Source organism: Mycobacterium sp. E342, assembly GCF_001667665.1.
Lineage (GTDB): Bacteria > Actinomycetota > Actinomycetes > Mycobacteriales > Mycobacteriaceae > Mycobacterium.
This window is the reverse complement of the sequence record NZ_LZJM01000250.1, coordinates 14,157-29,525: the sequence shown is the minus strand read 5'-3', so window position 1 is coordinate 29,525 and position 15,369 is coordinate 14,157. Positions and strand designations below refer to the sequence as shown.

Genomic DNA, 15,369 nt, shown 5'->3' with positions numbered 1-15,369 from the left:
GCGGTGACGACTGATTCCGCCGTTGTGCCCGAGGCGTTCTTCACGGTCGACGGTGACTCGTATGTTCCGGGCGCGATGACCCAGGGGCCGTGGGGTGCCGCGATGGGTGGTCAGATCGTCGGTGGCCTGTTGGCCTGGGGCATAGAACAATCCGGTATCGAGGCCGACTTCCAGCCGGCCCGCCTCACCGTCGACCTGCTGCGTCCGGCGTTGCTCGAACCGGTGCAGATTCGGACCTCGGTGCAGCGGGAGGGCCGGCGGATCAAACTGGTCGACGGCGCGCTGGTGCAGAACGGAAACACCGTCGCGCGGGCCAGCGCGCTGTTCCTGCGCCGAGGGGAGCATCCCGACCAGGCGGTGTGGTCCGCCCCCCTGGCGATGCCGCCGCTGCCTGCCGACTCCGAGGACTTTCCGGCCGATATGCCATTTTTCATCTGGGGATACGGCGCCACCACCGCGGGCAGCCCGGGCATCGCGGCCGGCGAATGGGAACAGTCGCATTCCCGGAAGTTCGCCTGGACGCGCCTGTTTCGCCCGATCGTGCAGGGCCACCCATTGACCCCGTTCGCCCGGCTCGGCTTCGTCGGTGACGTCACCAGTTCACTGACCCATTGGGGCACCGGCGGATTGCGCTACATCAACGCCGACTACACGGTCACCGCCAGCCGCCTGCCCGACGGCGAATACCTGGGCCTGGCCGCGCAAAGCCATTACGGCACGGCCGGCGTGGCCACCGGCGCCGCCACTCTGTTCGACCGGCACGGCCCGATCGGCACCAGCTCGGCACTGGCCCTGGCCCAGCCGGCCGAGGCATTCAAGCCGAAACTCGCCTAGTCCATCAGTTGGGCGGCGACCGTCGCCCCGAGTTCCCAGCAGGCCTGCAGGTCACCCTTGTCCGGCTTGCCCGAAACCACCACGGTTTCTGCAGCTTTCGTCCAGCCCAGGCCGGTGGTGATCGACATGACGCCGCGCTCGGCGCCCTCGGTGCCCTCGTTGCCGTGCAAGTACAGGCCGAACGGGCGCCCGCGCGTCGAGTCGAGCAGCTGGTAGTAGGCGCAGTCGAACGCGTGCTTGAGCGCCCCGCTCATGTAGCCCAGGTTGGCGGGGCTACCCAGCAGGTAGCCGTCGGCGCTCAGCATCTCGGCCGGCGACACGGTCAGCGCCGGCCGGCGGACGACCTCGACACCCTCGATCTCGGGGTCGGTGGCGCCCGAGACGACCGCCTCGAACATCTCGTGGCAGTGCGGGGACGGTGTGTGGTGGACGATCAGCAGCGTCTTGCTCATGGGCGGCCCTGCAATTCGAGCGCCGTCTTCATGGCCGCCCGCGCCCGGCGGCGGTCCCCCGCGTAATCGTAGGCGCGGGCCAGCCGGTACCAGCGCCGCCAATCATCGGGATTATCTTCGACTTCGGTGCGCACCGTGGCGAACAGCGCGTCGGCGGCGTCCCGCTCGATGCGGCCCGACGCCCGTCGCGGCAGCCCGCTGGTGTCGAGCTCCATGCCGTCGGCCGCGATCAGGTGGGCCAGCTTCTGGTGCGCGAACCCGTTGCGAAGCGTCGCCACCATCGCCCACAGCCCGATCAGGGGCATGATCAGCACCGCCAGGCCCAGACCCACGGCGGCCGGCCGCCCCGAAGCGATCATCGCGACGGCCATCCGCCCCAGCAGCACGAAGTAGGTCAGCATCGCGACGCAGAGGAAGGCGATGAGGAACTGGGCGCGCAGGGCGGCGTTCATCGCCGGCTCACTGCAGGTCGAGCAGGGGCTCGAGCCCCACGGTGAGGCCGGGCCGTTCCTGGACGCGCCGCACCGCCAACAGCACGCCCGGCACGAACGAGGTGCGGTCCAGACTGTCGTGGCGGATGGTGAGCGTCTCCCCCTCGGTGCCGAACAGGATCTCCTGGTGGGCGACCAGCCCGGCCAGCCGCACCGAATGTACGGGGATTCCGTCGACGTCGGCGCCACGGGCGCCCGGCAGGCCCGTGCTGGTGGCATCGGGGTTAGGCGGCAAGCCTTTTCGCGCTTCGGCGATCAGCTTGGCAGTACGCGCGGCGGTACCGGACGGGGCGTCGACCTTGTGCGGGTGGTGCAGCTCGATCACCTCCACCGATTCGAAGAAGCGCGCCGCCTGCGCGGCGAAGTGCATCGACAGCACCGCGCCGATCGCGAAGTTCGGGGCGATGAGGACGCTCGTGTCGGGCTTGTCGGCCAGCCACGCCTCGACCTGCTGCAGGCGTTCGGCGGTGAAGCCGGTGGTGCCGACGACGGCGTGAATTCCGTTGCCGATCAGGAACTCCAGGTTGCCCATCACCACGTCGGGATGAGTGAAGTCGATGACCACCTCGGTGTCGGAGTCGGTTAACAGGCCGAGCGGGTCGCCGGCGTCGACCTCCGCGGACAGGGTCAAATCGTCGGCGGCCTGCACGCCCGCCACCATCGCCGAACCGACCTTGCCCTTAGCTCCCAGGACGCCTACCCGCATGGGCTTCACCCTAGACCGAGCCGATTCATCCACAGTTGGGTGTTTATCCACAACGGCGGTTTTCTCGGTGGCCTGGTACGGGCACCCTGGGATATTTTTCGAACATGTGTTCGAACGAGCTCCCGGCGGAGGTGTCCGCCGCCTTGGACGCGCAGGACGCGGCCGACGCGGCGGTGCGCGCCCTGAACCTCGGTGCGTTGAGCCCCGCCGTCCGGTTGCGCGTGCTGGAGCGTCTCGAGACCTCGCACCGCCGGCAGGTCGCGACAAGCCATGACCTGATCGCGGGCCTGGCGCTAGAGGATCCCGGTGAGCTGGGCGGGCCGGTTCACAAGGTCATCGGAGACTGGTTGCGCATCAGCTACGCCGAGGCATGCCGACGGGTCCGCGACGCCAGGCAGCTCTCGCCGCGCGTCACCCTCACCGGCCAGGAGTTGCCGCCTGAGTTACCCGCCACCGCGCGGGCATGGCGGGACGGCGCCCTCGACGGGCAGCACCTGCGGGTCATTCAGACCTTCGTGCGCGGTCTCCCCGACGCCGTGCCCCCCGAGACGGTGGAGGCCGCCGAACAGTTCCTGGCCCAGCAGGCGGTGACCTTGCGTCCCGACCAGCTGGAAAAGGTCGCGCACCGGTGCGCGCTGCGGATCAATCCGGACGGCAAATTCTCCGACGCCGACCGCGCGCGGCAGCGCGGCTTCGCCTGGACCGGGCAGCGCCTCGACGGGATGAGCGTCGGGAAGCTGGTCGCGTCCCCGGAACTGCGCGCCAACCTCGATGCCTGGCTGGCGCGGTTCGCCGCGCCCGGCATGTGCAACCCGGACGACGAAAAGCCCTGCGTCGAAGGCGAACCCAGCGACGAGTCGGCGAGCGGCGACGTGCGCAGCCACGCGCAACGCCAGCATGACGCCCTCAACGCCTTGGTGCGCGGCCTGCTGGGCGATCCGAAACTGGGCGCCCACAACGGATTACCGGTCACCGTCATCGTTTCCACCACGCTGCAGGAGCTGACGGCCGGCAGCGGGCGGGCGGTGACCGGCGGCGGAACGGTGCTGCCGATGGGCGACGTGATCCGGATGGCGCGCCATGCCTACCACTACCTGGCCGTGTTCGACGAACACTCGGACCGCCCGCTGTATCTCGGCCGGACGCGGCGAATCGCCACGCCGGATCAGCGCATCGTGCTGTACGCGAAGGACCGCGGCTGCACGCATCCTGGCTGCGACGCGCCGGGCTACTGGTGCGAGGTCCACCATCTCGACGACTGGGCCAGCGGCGGGTTGACCGACGCCGACAAGCTCACCTTCGCCTGCACGCAGCACCACAAGCTGATCGACAGGGGCTGGCGGACAAGGAAACTCCCGAACGGACGCACCGAATGGATTCCGCCGCCGCGCTTTGGCCGCGGCCCGGGCAGCAACGACTACCACCACCCGGAACGCTTGTCGGATCCTTGACGCTAGATCTTGAACCGGCCGGCGAACCCGCGCAGCGGCAGGTCCGCGCTGGTGATGAGCCCCGGCGGCGCCGCGACGACCGATCTGATCGAGGCGAGCGCGGGCATGCCGGTGACGGTCATGCCGATGGAGGCGAAGTTGTCCGGATTGGACAGGTCGACGCCGGGCTTGGGGAAGATCATGTGCTTGTTGTAGATGCACGGGTCACCCTTGATCTGGGTGATATAGCAGCCCTTGATGTTCCAGCTCGGATCGGTGTGCGGGGTCATCTGCCACTCCAGGTGCGTCTCGACCCGCGGCACCCCGTCCACCATGCCCTGATACTTGATGTAGTTGCCGCCCAGCGACCCCTTGGGCAGGGTGTACCAGCCCAGGTCCACGTCCTTGGTGCACGCGCCGAGTTCGTAGCTGAACTTCACCTCGTCGAGTGGCAGATCGAAGCAGTCGGCCATCATGAGCACGCTGTCCGCGAACACGCGGGTGTACTTCTCCAGCTTGGCCGGGATTTCCGGATCGTCGACCGGCTGGCCGTAGCCCACCTCGATCCAGGTGTCCTTGGAGTGGTGGCACGACACGTCCACGGATTCGATCGTGGTGACGTTCTCGATGTCGGCGACGTCGGCCGAACACACCACGCCCAGTATCTGGTTCAAACCCGGGTTCATCCCGGTCCCGTAGAACGTCGCGCCGCCCTTTTCGCAGGCCTCGGCCAGTAGCCGGCTCACCGGCTTGCCCGATGGGTGCGGATGGTTCTTGTCGCGGTGCCAGCCGGTGATCCAGTCGGCGGTGGTGACGATGTTGATCCCGGCCTCGAGCACCTTGACATAGAGGTCCTCGTCGGGGAACACGCCGTGGAAGGTGAGCACGTCCGGCTTGGCGGCGATGATCTCCTCGATGGTGCCGGTGGCCTTGACGCCGTTGGGGGCGACCCCGGCGAGCTCACCGGCGTCCTTGCCAACCTTCTCCGGCGAATAGCAATGCACGCCAATGAGTTCGAGGTCGGGCTGGGTCGCGATCCGCCTGATCATCTCCGAACCGACGTTTCCGGTGGCCACCTGGAACACGCGGATCGGTGCGCTGGTCATTGCATTGAACCTTCCTGTGATGCGAATGCCTCGGGATAGAACTGCTTGGCCCACTTACGAATTGCGGTGAAGCCCTCGTACTCCTCGGTGGCCAGCGCCGGCGGGTCCGAGTAGCGCTGGTGTCGCCAGATCTCGATGTCCTGCTCGAACTGGCGGATCACTTCACGCCCGAATTCGGCCGCCTTGCGCTCGGCGCGGTCGGGGTCTTTACCCCCGGTCCGGCCGATGTAGACCATGAACCGGACGTCGGAGGTGAACTCGTCGACCGGGGTGACCGCGGAGATGGTGCGGTTGTCGATCATCCCCCAACTCTTGGTCACCGCGATGCCCAAGCCGCCGTTGATGGCCTCGACGCCGCTGTTGACGTCCTCGATCTTCTGCCCGTCGTCACCTTCGAAGGTGATGGTGAAGTCGACGAACGACACCGGTTCGGCGAAGTCGTGGCGGGTGAACACCGGCACGATCGGCGTGTTGTGCACGAACTTGAAATGTGCGAAGTCGACGCCGTTTTCGAGCACGTACTGCGGGTGCAGCTCCAGGGCGGGCCGGTACAGCCGCTGCTGCGGGTAGTAGTCGGCGGCGCCGCTGCCGTCGCGGAATGCGGCGAAGACGTCCGGCGCGTCGAAATACGGCTCGCGGCGCTCGACGTCGTGCCAGATGTAGACCGACGCGTTGCGTTCGACGACCGGGTAGGTGCGGATGCGACGGCCCCGATTGGGCCGGTCCTGGTAGGGAATGCAGACGTTGCGGCCCTCCTGGCTCCACTGCCACCCGTGGAACGGGCACTGCAACACCTCGCCGACGACCGTGCCGCCGTAACCCAGGTGCGCGCCGAGGTGCTCGCAGTAGGCGTTCATCACGGTGAGCTCACCGGACTCGGCCCGCCAGGCGACCATCTCCTGGCCGAAATACTTCATCGCGTGCACCTCGCCCACACCGATCTCGTCGGACCAGGCGACCTGGAACCAGCCGGTTGGTGTCATCGACAACGGCGGCTTAGCCATGCGGGATCCCTCCTTGGAAGAGATGATAGGCGGGACCACGAACAAATCAAAGCACCCTCTATGAAACTGTGGGCGCGATAGGCTCGGCAGATGACTCGGCACGTCAACGCGGCCGGAACCGCGAGCCGGCGCCCCAACCGGCGTGGCAACGCCACCCGCGAGAGCATGCTCGAAGCCGCGCTCAAGTCGTTGGCATCCGGCGATCCGGGCTCGGTGTCGGCCAACCGCATCGCCAAGGAGATCGGCGCCACCTGGGGCGCCGTGCAGTACCAGTTCGGCGACACCGACGGCTTCTGGGCGGCGGTGCTGCACCGCACCGCCGAGCGCCGCGCAGCGACCTTCTCGACGCTGTCGACGCCGGTCTCACCCGACGCGCCCCTGCGCGAGCGGGTCGGGGCAATCATCGACACCCTTTACGACGGCTTGGCGTCGCCGGATTCGCGCGCGATCGAAAACCTGCGCGCTGCGCTCCCCCGCGACCCCGCCGAGCTCGAGCGCCTGTTCCCGCGCACCGCCGCCGAGCTGTTCTCCTGGGGCAAAAGCTGGCTGGAGACCTGCCAGAACGCCTTCGCCGGCCTGGACGTCGACCCCGAGCGGGTGCGCGAGGTGGCCGCCCTGATCCCCGGCGCGATGCGCGGGCTGGTGTCCGAACGTCAGCTGGGCTCGTACGCCGACCTCGATATGGCGCGGCGGGGCCTGACCAACGCGCTGGCCGCCTACCTGGAGCAATCGCGCCGGTGACGTCCGGTGACGTCCCGGGCGACATCGCGATCCGCCGGGCCGGACCGGGCGATTTCGCCCGGGTCGCCGAGATGCACTATCCGGTCTGGCGGCAGTCCTGGGCCGGCGTACTGCCGGACGCCACGCTCGACGTCCTCGGATCGCCGCGGCGCTGGGCCGTCCTGGCGTACCCGGGTATCCTGCTGCGCAGCCATTGGAGCATGTGGCTCGCGGAATCCGGTTCGCGGACAATCGGTATGACCCTCTTCGGCCCCGATCCCACGAACCCCGACCAGGTGGAACTCGATTCGCTCTACGTCGCGGCCGACAGCCAGCGCCACGGTGTCGGTGGGCGCCTGCTCGCCACGGCCCTGGCGGAAAGCCCGCCGGGAGACGTCGTCCTATGGTGCGCCGAACACAACACCCAGGCGCGAATCTTCTACGAGAGGAACGACTTTCACGCCGACGGGCGCACCCTGGACTGGGAACCGCTGCCCGGCGTCAAGGTCGCCCACCTGGGCTATCGGCTGCGCCGGCGTTAGCTTTGGCGGCCGGCATGGGACGCGGACGTCAGCCGGCGGCGACGTCTCGGCGCAGGTCGTACTCACCGAGATCGGTGTTCGCCAGCGTGGAGCGATGTGCGCCCGGGGTGAAGGGCCACACCTCGGGCACCCCCTCCTTGTTCAGGTACCAGCTGTCACATCCGGTCGTCCACACCGTGTCCGGCATCGCGGCGCGCAGCGTGGCGTTGAAACTCTCGGTCGCCGCCCAGGTCGGCTCCACGGTGTCGAATTCGCCACGCCGCCACCGTTGAATCCACCGCAGGATGTGGTCGGCCTGCGATTCGGCGACGGTCGTCAACGCGAGGTTGCCGACCGGGCTGTGCGGCCCCAGCATCATGAAGAAGTTCGGGAACCCGGGCAGCGCCACGGTCCGGTAGGCCCGCGGACCGTCGCGCCACACCTCGTCGGCGGTAATTCCGTCGCGGCCGATCACTTGCATCGGCCGGAAGAACGCGTGTGTGTCGAACCCGGTGGCGAGGACGACGATATCCGCCTCGTGCAAGACGCCGTCGCCGGTCACGATGCCGCGCCGTTCCAGGTGGTCGATTCCGGCGGTGACCAGCTCGACGTCGTCGCGCTGGATGGCGCGGTAGAAGCCGTTCGACATCACCAGCCGTTTGCACATCGGCGTGTAGTCGGGTGTCAGTGCCCGGCGCAACTCGGGGTCGCGGACCTCGCGCAGGCTCGCCCGGCACAGCGTTCCCATGATCTTTCGGCGCAGGCCCGGCTTGGTGAGCCCGGCGGCGAACGTGTCGAAGCCCAGGCTGTAGCCACGGTAGGCGATCCGGTCGAGCCAGCCGCCCGGCGAGAAGAGGTGCGACCAGTCGGGGTTGCGGGCGAACGTGTACTGGTAGACCCGCGAAGGGATGTCGCAGACCAGGCCGGGGTAGGTGTTCTCACGCCAGGTCCCGCCGACCTCGTCGGCCTTCTCGTAGATGGTGACGTCGGTTATCCCGTTGCGCAACAACGCGATCGCGACGCATAGTCCCGACATGCCCGCTCCGACGACGGCTACGGCGGGATCGCGTCGCATGGCCCGCCGGCTACTCGGACTCGGCGCGCTGTTTGAGGCGCTGCAGGGTGAGCCGGATGTGTTCGGTGTTGGCGGCCACGCGATCCGGAACGCCGGTGGCCCTGCCTGCGAGCTTGCGGAACCAGCGGGGCCTGCGGTCCCAGGTGCTTTCGGTGACCCGGCAGCCGTGGTCGGCGGCCACGATGTCGTATTGCCAGCGCGCGATCGGCAGGACGGTGTGCCGCACGTCGAACGCGAAGACGCGACCCGGTTCCGCATCGGTGACGGTGCACGTGGTGCTCCAGCGCCGCTTGCCGCTTTCGTTGTGTCCGGTGAACACGGCCCCGGGACGGGCGGCATCGCCTTTGCGCCACTCCATCGCCACCGCTTCCTCAGCGAACGAGGCCAGCGTCGGCAGATCGGTGAGGAGCCGGTACACCGCCTCGGGGCGGGCATTGACCTGCACGGTGGCCGTCACGCACGGGTCAGTCATCCGCCGATCATAGCCAGCACACCCCGGATTTCACCGTGATTGCGGCCCGTCCGAAGTTTCCCCACACTTGAGTGCGAACCGTCCAGAGCGAGGGGCAAGCATGCGAGTCGGCGTACCGACCGAGACCAAGGTCAACGAGTTCAGGGTGGCCATCACCCCCGCCGGCGTCGCCGAACTGACCCGTCGCGGCCACGAAGTGCTCGTGCAGGGCGGCGCCGGGGACGGGTCGTCTATCCCCGATGACGAGTTCAAGGCGGCGGGCGCCCGATTGGCCGACACGGCCGAACAGGTGTGGGCCGAGGCCGACCTGCTGCTCAAGGTGAAGGAGCCGATTGAGTCCGAATACGGCCTCCTGCGCCAGGATCAGGTGCTCTTCACCTATCTGCACCTGGCCGCCTCTCGTACCTGCACCGACGCGCTATTGGCTTCCGGGACAACGTCGATCGCGTACGAGACGGTGCAGGCCGCCGACGGCACCTTGCCGTTGCTGGCTCCGATGAGCGAGGTCGCCGGCCGGCTCTCGGCCCAGGTCGGCGCCTACCACCTGATGCGCACCCACGGGGGGCGCGGTGTGCTGATGGGCGGGGTCCCCGGCGTCAAGCCCGCCGACGTCGTGGTGATCGGCGCGGGCACGGCCGGCTACAACGCCGCCCGGGTCGCGGGCGGCATGGGCGCGAACGTGACGGTCCTCGACGTCAACATCGCCAAGCTGCGCCTGCTGGATGCCGAATTCGGCGGACAGGTGCGCACGCGCTACTCGTCGGCGTACGAGCTCGAGGGCACCGTCACGCGCGCCGACCTGTTGATCGGGGCGGTCCTGTTGCCGGGCGGCAAGGCGCCGGAACTGGTGCCGAATTCGCTTGTGGCCCAGATGAAGTCGGGCGCGGTGCTGGTGGACATCTCCATCGACCAGGGCGGGTGCTTCGCGGATTCCCGGCCGACCACCCACGACGATCCGACGTTCGCCGTGTACGACAAGCAGTTCTACTGCGTGGCCAACATGCCCAGCGCGGTGCCCAAGACGTCGACGGTGGCGCTGACCAACGCGACCATGCCCTACGTGCTCGAACTGGCCGACCGCGGGTGGCGGGCGGCGTGCCGATCGGATCCCGCTCTGGCCAAAGGTCTTTCGACGCACGACGGCGGGCTGCTGGCCCAGCGGGTGGCCGCCGACTTGGGCCTGCCGTTCACCGACCCGGCGGGGCTGCTGAGCTAGTCGCGCTCCACCAGGCTGGCGATGATGTCGGCCGCCGGCCCGGGTTGGGCCTCCTTGAACGACGTTCCGGCCCATAGCGGTATCCCGTTCGGGTCCTCCATGGCGGCCGCCGCCTCCCGGATCGGGCTGGTCATCTGGTTGACCTCCGGGTAGCCCAGCGGCGCCACGTTGTCCAGCAGCCGGGTGAAGTTGTTCTCCAGGCCGCGCGCGTAGCGGCCCGAGAAGGCGCGCGTGACAACGGTGGTGCCGAAGACCGGGTTCTTCAGGGCGGTGCGGTGCGCGGTACTGGTGCCGGCTTCGTCGCTGAGCAACAGGGCGGTGCCGACCTGCGCGGCCACCGCGCCCCGGTTCAGCACGGCGGTGACGTCGCGGGCGGTGCCCAGTCCGCCGGCCGCGACGACCGGAACGTCTTGCGCATGGCGGATGCGATCGATCAGCTGGTGCAGCGATTCGTTGCCGGGCTCCATGTCGGGCGCGAACGTGCCCCGGTGCCCGCCCGCGTCCGGGCCCTGGACGATCAGGCTGTCCGCGCCGGCGGCCACGGCCACTCCGGCCTCGTACGCCGACGTCACCGTGACCATCACCAACAGGCCCAGCGCGCCGAGCCGCCGGATGACGTCGGGCGGCGGCACCCCGAAGGTGAACGAGACCAGCTCGGGCCGCACGTCGGCCACCACCTCGAGCTTGTGCTCCCAGTCGTCGTCGTCGCCGTATTGCGGGTGCCCGACCTCGACCTGGTAGTAGTCGGCGATCTCCTCGAGTTCCTCGGCGTAGTAGTCCAGCGCCATCCAGTCGGCGACGCTGGGTTGGGGGACGAACAGGTTGACGCCGAGCGGGCCGGTGGTGGCCGCGCGCGCGGCGGCGATGTCCTCGGCGAAGCGCTCCGCGCTGCGGTGGCCGCCGGGGACGAAGCCGAGGCCGCCCGCGTTGGAGACCGCCGCGGCCAGCTCGGGCGTGCCCGGTCCGCCAGCCATCGGCGCACCCACGATGGGCACCATGATGTCCCAAAAGCCCAGTACCACGGAGCTAATTTACCATCGCCCGAAGTTGTTGGGGCAGTGACCGTTTGGAGGCATAGGGCCCCAGGACGGCAGCACCATAGGGCTGGTTCAGCAGCCGGCGGGCAACCGCGTTGACCTCCTCGACCGTCACTTGGTCGATCTTCCCTAGGGTCTGCTCGATGCTGCGGTGCTCGCCGTAGTTCAGTTCGTTGCGGCCCAGACGGCTCATCCGCGAGCTGGAATCCTCCAAACCGAGTACGAGCCCGCCGCGCAACGACCCCTTCGCGATGCGGCACTCCCCCTCGGTGATGCCGTCGCGGGCCACCGACTCGAGGACCTCGTTGGTCACCTGCATCACCTCGGCGAACCGCTCGGGCTGGCAGGCGGCGTAGACGGACAGCGCGCCGCTGTCGGCGAAGATGTCCACCGTCGAGTAGACCGAATAGGCCAGCCCGCGCAACTCGCGAACCTCTTGAAACAGCCGGGAACTCAGGCCGCCGCCCAGCGCGCTGTGTAACACCGACAGCGCCCAGCGGTGCCGCCAGCTACGCCCCGGGGTCCGCACGCCCAGCGCCACGTGGGTCTGTTCGGCGTCCCGGTTGCCCAGCGACAAACTGGGCCGTCCGGTCACCCGTCCGGCACCCTTGCGCGGGGCGATGGGCCGGCGCCCGCGGACCAGGTGCGGCCCGAAGTGCGCACGCACCAGCGCGACGACCTCGTCGTGGTCGACGTTGCCGGCCACCGCCACCACCATGCGTTCCGGCGTGTAGCGGCGCACGTGAAACGAGTGCAGCTGATTCCGGGTCATCGACGACACCGAGTGCGCGGTGCCGATCACCGGCCGGCCCACCGGGTGGTCACCGAACATCGCGCCCAGGAACATGTCCCCCAGCGCGTCCTCGGGATCGTCGTCACGCATCGCGATCTCTTCGAGCACCACGTCGCGCTCCAGCTCGACGTCCTCGGCGGCGCACCGGCCGTTGAGCACCACGTCGGCCACCAGGTCGACGGCCAGCTCCAGGTCGCTGTCCAGCACGTGCGCGTAGTAGCAGGTGTGCTCCTTGGCCGTGAAGGCGTTCAGCTCCCCGCCGACGGCGTCCATCGCCTGCGCGATGTCCACAGCGCTTCGGGTGGGCGTCGACTTGAACAGCAGATGCTCGAGGAAGTGCGCCGCCCCAGCCACGGTGGCACCCTCGTCGCGCGATCCGACGCCCACCCAGACGCCGACGGACGCCGAACGCACCGACGGCAGGTACTCGGTGACGACCCGAAGGCCACCCGGAAGCGTGCTGCGGCGCAGCGCGGTCGAGGATTCGACCTCAAGCGTCTGCTTGCCGCGGCGCAGGGCCGCGGCGCGATCAGCTGCTGGCTGTCGCGGCATCGGCTGGCGCGGCCTCCTGAGGAGCCCCGGCGTCGGACGGGGCCGCGGCGTCTTCCTCGACCAGGACGAGGGAGATCTTGCCGCGCTTGTCGATGTCGGCGATCTCGACCCGCAGCTTGTCGCCGACGTTGACGACGTCCTCGACCTTCGCGATGCGCTTGCCCCTGCCGAGCTTCGAGATGTGCACCAGGCCGTCGCGTCCCGGCAGCAACGACACGAACGCGCCGAAATCGGTGGTCTTGACCACGGTGCCCAGGAACCGCTCGCCCACGGTCGGCAGCTGCGGGTTGGCGATGGCGTTGATCCGGTCGATCGCCGCCTGGGCCGAGGGGCCGTCGGTGGCGCCGACGAACACGGTGCCGTCGTCCTCGATGGAGATCTGCGCGCCGGTCTCCTCGGTGATGGCGTTGATGACCTTGCCCTTGGGCCCGATGACCTCGCCGATCTTGTCCACCGGGACCTTGATGGTGGTCACCCGCGGCGCGTAGGGGCTCATCTCGTCGGGCGCGTCAATGGCCTCGGCCATCACCTCGAGGATGGTCAGTCGCGCATCCTTGGCCTGCGCGAGGGCACCCGCGAGGACCTGGGACGGGATGCCGTCGAGCTTGGTGTCGAGCTGCAGCGCGGTGACGAAGTCCTTGGTGCCGGCACACTTGAAGTCCATGTCGCCGAACGCGTCCTCGGCACCAAGGATGTCGGTCAGCGTGACGAATCGCCGCTCGGCCTTACCGTCGACCTCGACGTCGTCGGACACCAGCCCCATCGCGATGCCGGCGACCGGCGCCTTGAGCGGCACCCCGGCGTTGAGCAGGGCCAGCGTGGACGCGCACACCGATCCCATCGACGTCGAGCCGTTGGAGCCCAGCGCTTCGGACACCTGGCGGATGGCGTAGGGGAACTCCTCGACGCTGGGCAGCACCGGGATCAGGGCGCGCTCGGCGAGCGCGCCGTGCCCGATCTCACGCCGCTTGGGCGAACCGACCCGGCCGGTTTCACCGGTCGAATACGGCGGGAAGTTGTAGTGGTGCATGTAGCGCTTGGACGTCTCGGGCCCCAGCGAGTCGATCTGCTGGGCCATCTTGACCATGTCCAGCGTGGTCACCCCGAGGATCTGGGTCTCGCCGCGCTCGAACAGCGCGCTGCCGTGCGCCCGCGGCACCACGGCCACCTCCGCCGACAACGCTCGGATGTCGGTGATGCCGCGGCCGTCGATGCGGAAGTGGTCGGTCAGGATGCGCTGGCGGACCAGCTTCTTGGTCAGCGAGCGGAACGCGGCGCTGACCTCCTTTTCGCGGCCCTCATAGGTCTCGGCGAGGCGCTGCTGCACCTCGGCCTTGAGCTCGTCGGTGCGCGCGTCGCGCTCGGCCTTGCCGCCGATGGTCAGCGCCTTGGCCAGCTCGTCGGTGGCCACCGAGGCCACCGAGTAGTAGACGTCGTCGCCGTAGTCGGGGAACGTCGGGTAGTCACCCGTGGGTTTGGCGGCCGCGTCGGCCAGCTCCTGCTGCGCGGTGCACAGCGCGGCGATGAACGGCTTGGCGGCCTCCAGGCCCTCGGCCACGACGGTTTCGGTCGGCGACTGGGCTCCGCCTTCGACGAGCTCGATGACGTTCTCGGTGGCCTCGGCCTCGACCATCATGATCGCGACGTCCGCCTTGCCGTCATGCTCGCCGACGATGCGGCCGGCCACCACCATGTCGAACACGGCCCGTTCGAGCTGCTCGACCGTGGGGAAGGCGACCCAGGTGCCGTCGATCAGCGCCACCCGCACGCCCCCGACGGGACCGGAGAACGGCAGGCCGGCCAGCTGGGTGGAGGCCGACGCGGCGTTGATCGCCAGCACGTCGTACAGGTCGTTGGGGTCCAGGCTCAGGATCGTCACCACGACCTGGATCTCGTTGCGCAGCCCGTTGACGAACGATGGCCGCAGCGGGCGGTCGATCAGCCGGCAGGTCAGGATCGCGTCGGTGGAGGGCCGGCCCTCGCGACGGAAGAACGAACCGGGGATGCGGCCGGCGGCGTACATCCGCTCCTCGACATCGACGGTGAGCGGGAAGAAGTCGAAGTGCTCCTTGGGGCTCTTGCTGGCGGTGGTCGCCGACAAGAGCATGTTCTCGTCGTCGAGGTAGGCGACGACGGCGCCGGCGGCCTGCTGGGCCAGCCGGCCGGTCTCGAAACGGATGGTGCGGGTGCCGAGGCTCCCGTTGTCGATAACGGCGGTTGACTCGAACACGCCTTCTTCAATTTCAGCGACAGACATGGGTGTCCGTACGGCCTCTCTGGGTATTCAGCTGTTTCGCGTGGTCACGCGCAGGTAACCCGAGAGCTTCCTAAGGAGAGGAAAGAGTCTGAATGCGGCTACGGCCATCGATCGAAGCGGCCGACCTGCTCCAGATCCGGAGAGCCCGGCAGCCACTACCGAAGACCGCCCGATGCAGACCGGGCTGCTCCCATGTGACGTGCGCAGTGACACGCTGGAACGGCACACGCGGATCTGCGTGACCGCACCGTTTGCTCGGGCCGAATCGGCCCAGAACGCTCCCACTCTACATGGCGAACTCAGGCCGCCGGCAGGGCTTCGCCAATTGGCGGTTTCCGAGCGTCAGCGGCGCAGACCCAGGCGCTCGACCAGCGAGCGGTACCGTTCCACGTCGATCTGGGCGACGTACTTGAGCAGCCGGCGCCGCCGACCGACCAGCAGGAGCAGACCCCGCCGCGAGTGGTGATCGTGCTTGTGCACCTTGAGGTGCTCGGTCAGGTCGGCGATCCGCTTCGTCAGCAGCGCGACCTGCGCCTCCGGGGAACCGGTGTCGGTGTCATGCAGGCCGTAGGTGCCCAGGATTTCTTTCTTCTGTTCGGCGGTCAGCGCCACGAAAACATCTCCATCAATCGGTGCCGCGAAAAATACGTCGGGCGTGGCCGCCGCGGACTGCAGCACACGCCGTATCGGGGGGCGAGTCTAT

Annotated in this window: 16 protein-coding genes; 5 read left to right on the top strand and 11 right to left on the bottom strand. The window is 68.7% G+C overall.

Annotated elements, in window-relative coordinates; translation table 11 throughout:
* Positions 1-3: 3 nt before the first annotated feature.
* Positions 4-834, top strand: coding sequence for a thioesterase family protein (locus A5692_RS19625; RefSeq protein WP_068058834.1), 831 nt, complete (start codon positions 4-6; stop codon positions 832-834).
* Here the strand turns inward: A5692_RS19625 and A5692_RS19620 are convergent.
* Genes A5692_RS19620 through dapB form a run of 3 tightly spaced genes read right to left on the bottom strand, consistent with a single transcriptional unit; the run spans position 831 to position 2,483 of the window.
* A complete protein-coding gene (locus A5692_RS19620; protein WP_068058832.1) occupies positions 831-1,286 on the bottom strand; it encodes a flavodoxin family protein in 456 nt (151 codons plus the stop codon). The genes A5692_RS19625 and A5692_RS19620 overlap by 4 nt on opposite strands.
* Positions 1,283-1,738, bottom strand: coding sequence for a hypothetical protein (locus A5692_RS19615; RefSeq protein ID WP_068058830.1), 456 nt, complete (start codon positions 1,736-1,738; stop codon positions 1,283-1,285). The genes A5692_RS19620 and A5692_RS19615 overlap by 4 nt, the downstream gene beginning before the upstream one ends.
* Before the next feature lie 7 nt (positions 1,739-1,745).
* Entirely contained in the window at positions 1,746-2,483 is a 738-nt protein-coding gene (dapB, locus tag A5692_RS19610; RefSeq protein WP_068058828.1) for a 4-hydroxy-tetrahydrodipicolinate reductase, read from the bottom strand.
* Between the two features lie 104 nt (positions 2,484-2,587).
* Here dapB and A5692_RS19605 point away from each other — a divergent pair, with 104 nt between their 5' ends.
* A complete protein-coding gene (locus A5692_RS19605; protein ID WP_068058826.1) occupies positions 2,588-3,934 on the top strand; it encodes an HNH endonuclease signature motif containing protein in 1,347 nt (448 codons plus the stop codon).
* A gap of 2 nt (positions 3,935-3,936) precedes the next feature.
* On the opposite strand, the gene A5692_RS19600 is transcribed toward A5692_RS19605, so the two are convergent.
* Positions 3,937-5,019, bottom strand: a complete 1,083-nt coding sequence (locus A5692_RS19600; protein WP_068058824.1) for a dihydrodipicolinate reductase — start codon at positions 5,017-5,019, stop codon at positions 3,937-3,939.
* Positions 5,016-6,023 (bottom strand): Rieske 2Fe-2S domain-containing protein, encoded by a 1,008-nt coding sequence (locus A5692_RS19595; RefSeq protein WP_068058822.1) that lies wholly within the window; start codon positions 6,021-6,023, stop codon positions 5,016-5,018. Before A5692_RS19595 ends, A5692_RS19600 begins: the two co-directional genes overlap by 4 nt.
* A 90-nt stretch (positions 6,024-6,113) precedes the next feature.
* Here A5692_RS19595 and A5692_RS19590 point away from each other — a divergent pair, with 90 nt between their 5' ends.
* Positions 6,114-6,764, top strand: a complete 651-nt coding sequence (locus A5692_RS19590; protein WP_068058820.1) for a TetR/AcrR family transcriptional regulator — start codon at positions 6,114-6,116, stop codon at positions 6,762-6,764.
* A gap of 71 nt (positions 6,765-6,835) precedes the next feature.
* On the top strand, positions 6,836-7,285 hold the full coding sequence (locus A5692_RS19585; protein WP_082962926.1) for a GNAT family N-acetyltransferase: 450 nt from the start codon (positions 6,836-6,838) through the stop codon (positions 7,283-7,285).
* A gap of 28 nt (positions 7,286-7,313) precedes the next feature.
* Here A5692_RS19585 and A5692_RS19580 read toward each other — a convergent pair whose 3' ends face one another.
* Together A5692_RS19580 and A5692_RS19575 are read right to left on the bottom strand one after the other, a co-directional pair.
* The gene (locus A5692_RS19580) at positions 7,314-8,339 is read right to left on the bottom strand and encodes an NAD(P)/FAD-dependent oxidoreductase (RefSeq protein ID WP_068058816.1); all 1,026 of its coding nucleotides are present in this window, start codon (positions 8,337-8,339) and stop codon (positions 7,314-7,316) included.
* A 10-nt stretch (positions 8,340-8,349) separates the two neighbouring features.
* A complete protein-coding gene (locus A5692_RS19575) occupies positions 8,350-8,811 on the bottom strand; it encodes an SRPBCC family protein (RefSeq protein ID WP_068058814.1) in 462 nt (153 codons plus the stop codon).
* 100 nt (positions 8,812-8,911) lie between these two features.
* Here A5692_RS19575 and ald point away from each other — a divergent pair, with 100 nt between their 5' ends.
* The gene (gene ald / locus A5692_RS19570) at positions 8,912-10,027 is read left to right on the top strand and encodes an alanine dehydrogenase (RefSeq protein WP_068058812.1); all 1,116 of its coding nucleotides are present in this window, start codon (positions 8,912-8,914) and stop codon (positions 10,025-10,027) included.
* Here ald and A5692_RS19565 read toward each other — a convergent pair.
* From A5692_RS19565 to rpsO, 4 genes are all read right to left on the bottom strand, one after another.
* The gene (locus A5692_RS19565; RefSeq protein ID WP_068058810.1) at positions 10,024-11,049 is read right to left on the bottom strand and encodes a nitronate monooxygenase; all 1,026 of its coding nucleotides are present in this window, start codon (positions 11,047-11,049) and stop codon (positions 10,024-10,026) included. The two genes, ald and A5692_RS19565, sit on opposite strands and share 4 nt — an antisense overlap.
* Before the next feature lie 4 nt (positions 11,050-11,053).
* Positions 11,054-12,409, bottom strand: coding sequence for a pitrilysin family protein (locus A5692_RS19560; RefSeq protein ID WP_068058808.1), 1,356 nt, complete (start codon positions 12,407-12,409; stop codon positions 11,054-11,056).
* Complete coding sequence (locus tag A5692_RS19555; RefSeq protein ID WP_068058806.1) at positions 12,387-14,666, bottom strand: polyribonucleotide nucleotidyltransferase; 2,280 nt, start codon at positions 14,664-14,666, stop codon at positions 12,387-12,389. The genes A5692_RS19560 and A5692_RS19555 overlap by 23 nt, the downstream gene beginning before the upstream one ends.
* Positions 14,667-15,008: 342 nt before the next feature.
* A complete protein-coding gene (rpsO, locus tag A5692_RS19550) occupies positions 15,009-15,278 on the bottom strand; it encodes a 30S ribosomal protein S15 (RefSeq protein ID WP_003878661.1) in 270 nt (89 codons plus the stop codon).
* Positions 15,279-15,369 lie beyond the last annotated feature (91 nt).

Bases quoted from the DNA above. Each gene is read 5' to 3' on its own strand.
- A5692_RS19575 (WP_068058814.1), bottom strand. From the start codon at position 8,811: ATGACTGACCCGTGCGTGACGGCCACCGTGCAGGTCAATGCCCGCCCC.
- A5692_RS19580 (WP_068058816.1), bottom strand. From the start codon at position 8,339: ATGCGACGCGATCCCGCCGTAGCCGTCGTCGGAGCGGGCATGTCGGGA.
- A5692_RS19620 (WP_068058832.1), bottom strand. From the start codon at position 1,286: ATGAGCAAGACGCTGCTGATCGTCCACCACACACCGTCCCCGCACTGC.
- A5692_RS19590 (WP_068058820.1), top strand. From the start codon at position 6,114: ATGACTCGGCACGTCAACGCGGCCGGAACCGCGAGCCGGCGCCCCAAC.
- A5692_RS19560 (WP_068058808.1), bottom strand. From the start codon at position 12,409: ATGCCGCGACAGCCAGCAGCTGATCGCGCCGCGGCCCTGCGCCGCGGC.
- ald (WP_068058812.1), top strand. From the start codon at position 8,912: ATGCGAGTCGGCGTACCGACCGAGACCAAGGTCAACGAGTTCAGGGTG.
- dapB (WP_068058828.1), bottom strand. From the start codon at position 2,483: ATGCGGGTAGGCGTCCTGGGAGCTAAGGGCAAGGTCGGTTCGGCGATG.
- A5692_RS19555 (WP_068058806.1), bottom strand. From the start codon at position 14,666: ATGTCTGTCGCTGAAATTGAAGAAGGCGTGTTCGAGTCAACCGCCGTT.
- A5692_RS19615 (WP_068058830.1), bottom strand. From the start codon at position 1,738: ATGAACGCCGCCCTGCGCGCCCAGTTCCTCATCGCCTTCCTCTGCGTC.
- A5692_RS19600 (WP_068058824.1), bottom strand. From the start codon at position 5,019: ATGACCAGCGCACCGATCCGCGTGTTCCAGGTGGCCACCGGAAACGTC.
- A5692_RS19605 (WP_068058826.1), top strand. From the start codon at position 2,588: ATGTGTTCGAACGAGCTCCCGGCGGAGGTGTCCGCCGCCTTGGACGCG.
- A5692_RS19595 (WP_068058822.1), bottom strand. From the start codon at position 6,023: ATGGCTAAGCCGCCGTTGTCGATGACACCAACCGGCTGGTTCCAGGTC.
- A5692_RS19585 (WP_082962926.1), top strand. From the start codon at position 6,836: ATGCACTATCCGGTCTGGCGGCAGTCCTGGGCCGGCGTACTGCCGGAC.